The sequence below is a fragment of the Polynucleobacter sp. AP-RePozz3-80-G7 genome, assembly GCF_018882145.1.
Classification (GTDB): Bacteria; Pseudomonadota; Gammaproteobacteria; order Burkholderiales; family Burkholderiaceae; genus Polynucleobacter.
Genome location: NZ_JACVPC010000009.1, coordinates 1 through 2,580 on the forward strand (window position 1 = coordinate 1; position 2,580 = coordinate 2,580).

The 2,580-nt window shown below is 51.3% G+C and carries 1 protein-coding gene; it reads left to right on the top strand.

The annotated features are described in order from the left end of the window. The coding region (locus ICE90_RS10715) for an autotransporter-associated beta strand repeat-containing protein (protein WP_216192506.1) at window positions 1-2,580 on the top strand (2,580 nt) is incomplete at both ends.

A 2,580-nucleotide genomic window follows, 5' to 3' on the forward strand; every position in this document is an offset into this window, starting at 1 on the left:
CTGGTAACCTCACTCAAGCAGGTCAGAACACCGCCACCTTCACTGGCACTAACAGTTATGTGAACACCACCATCAACAGTGGTGCTACCTTACAAATCGGTAATGCTGGCACAGTAGGTACCTTAGGTACTGGCACCGTAACCGATAACGGTACCTTGATCCTTGATCGCTCTGATGCGATCACGATCGCTAACGCTATTAGTGGTAGCGGCGCAGTTAAGCAAAATGGCACTGGTAGCACTACCTTCTCGGTAGCCAATACCTACACCGGTTTAACAACGGTTAATGCAGGCGCGTTGATCGTTACTGATGGCGCAGCATTAGGCGGCACTACTACCGGCACTACGGTTGCTGGCGGTACTTTAGATATCCGCGCTGACATTGGTGCTGAGCCTATTACGCTGTCTGGTGGCACGCTGGCCAACAGCACTGGCACTGGCGCGATCTCCGGCAACATTACCTTGGGTGCTAACAGCACAATCGATGTGGCTGGCTCCTTAAACTTATCGGGCATTATCAGCGGCGCCTATAACTTAACTAAAGCAAGCGGCGGTACCTTGACTCTGTCTGGTAACAATAGCTATAGCGGTGGCACAACAACAATCAATGCTGGTAGCGTAGTTGTTACCAGCACCGGTACTTTAGGCTCCACCTCAAATCATTTAGGTATGTCTGGTACCGCTACTTTAGATCTGCAAACTGGTCTGACTGTAAACAATGTAGTGATGGGTAGTGGCAATACGATTACCAATAGCACTGGCTCTTCTGGCCTGACTGTGAACGGTACTGCAAGCTTAGCCGGCACCATTACTACTAAAGGCGATCAAAGCTTTACCGGAGCAGTGAGCTTGGTAGGCAATACTATCTTGGTAACGACTAATAATGGTGCTATTACCTTCTCTAGCACTGTTGATAGCGTCTCGACCACACCATACTCCTTAAGCGTCACCACAGGAACAGCAACAACCACCTTCGGTGACTTAGTGGGTAACACCCATCCGTTGCTATCAGTATCTACAAGTGGTGATGCCTCCTTAGCAGCCAGTGTGACTACAACAAGCACACAAAACTATGGCGCTAATCTGACCCTTGCTGGATCAAACATCAGTCTGAACACGACTGACAGTGCAGTGAGTGTGGTGGGGAATGTTAGTGCGAATGCGCCGGTTAATAATCAGGCAATTATTGAGTTCCTAGGCAGTGGCTCTTATAAGCTCAGTACTGATGGTGGCACAACTTACTCTGCAGCAGTGGCGGCTACTAACACACCAACGACAGTAGCTGGTGGCAGCATTTCTTATAGTGGTGGCTCTTACTCTTGGACACCAGGCTCATCGATTTCAGCAACTTATCTCGTAGTTGGCGGTGGTGGTGCTGGGTCGATTGGTTGTAGTTGCTACAACGGCGGCGGCGGTGGTGGTGGTGGTGGCCTTTCAACCGGCGCCATCAACCTTACTAGCGCCAATCAATTGACTGCCATTGTTGGTGTTGGCGGTATTAATCAAGGCAATGGTCAGCAATCTTCTTTGGCGAGTACCGCTCTAGGACTTAATGTCATTGCTCAAGGCGGAAGTGCCGGTAATACAAATTCTCCAAACGCGCTTGGTGGCTCAGGAGGAATAAGCACCGGTGGAGTTACGAACAGCACAGGAGCTACAGGCGGTACTGGCGGTTGGAATTCAACTGGATTAGCTGGTAATGATGGAGTTACCTCCTCTATCACCGGTACAAGTGCCTATTACAGTGGTGGCGGTGGCGGTGGCGCAGGTTATCTTGGCAATTTCCCATCCTCTACTGGAGGTCTAGGTGGATTAGGCGGTGGTGGTAGAGGTGCAAATCCTTGTTGCGCTAGCGTTGCGACTGCTGGAAGTCCTGGCCTAGGGAATACTGGTGGCGGTGGAGGTGGATCTTATAGCTCTGCTGGTGGCGGTAATGGCGGATCAGGTATTGTTGTGTTGGCTTATACCGGAGGCTCTAGCTCTGGTGGCGCAGCTGCCCTCACCATCAACTCAGGCTCTGGCGCAGCCACTATTGGCGGCGCAGTATCCAACGTCACCACCTTGACGATCAACTCAACCAGTGCTGCTAGCCGCATTACTGGTGTGATCAGTGGTGCCACGAATTTGGTGAATAACGGTGCTGGTACCTTAACCCTGTACGCTGCAAATACTTTCACTGGCGGCACTACTATTAACGCTGGTACGATTGCTCTGTCTGGCTCTGGCGCACTCCCAGTCGGTGGTGATGTCACCATCGCTGGCGGTACTTTAGATTTAGGCACCACCAACTTATCCGTGGGTAACTTAAGCCTGACCTCTGGCGCCATCCTCAGTACTACCGGCGCGTTAACTGGCGCAGCCTTTAACTTTAATAGCAATGCCGACATTACCGTAGGCGCAATCCTCTCTGGTAGTGGTGCTACTTTGACTAAGGATGGCACAGGCACCTTAACCCTCACCAATACCAACACCTACACCGGTACAACCACCATCAACGGCGGTACTTTACGTTTAGGCACTGGCGGCTCACTCGCTGCTGCTAGCGCATTGATCATGACTGGCACTAGCATCTTTGATCTGT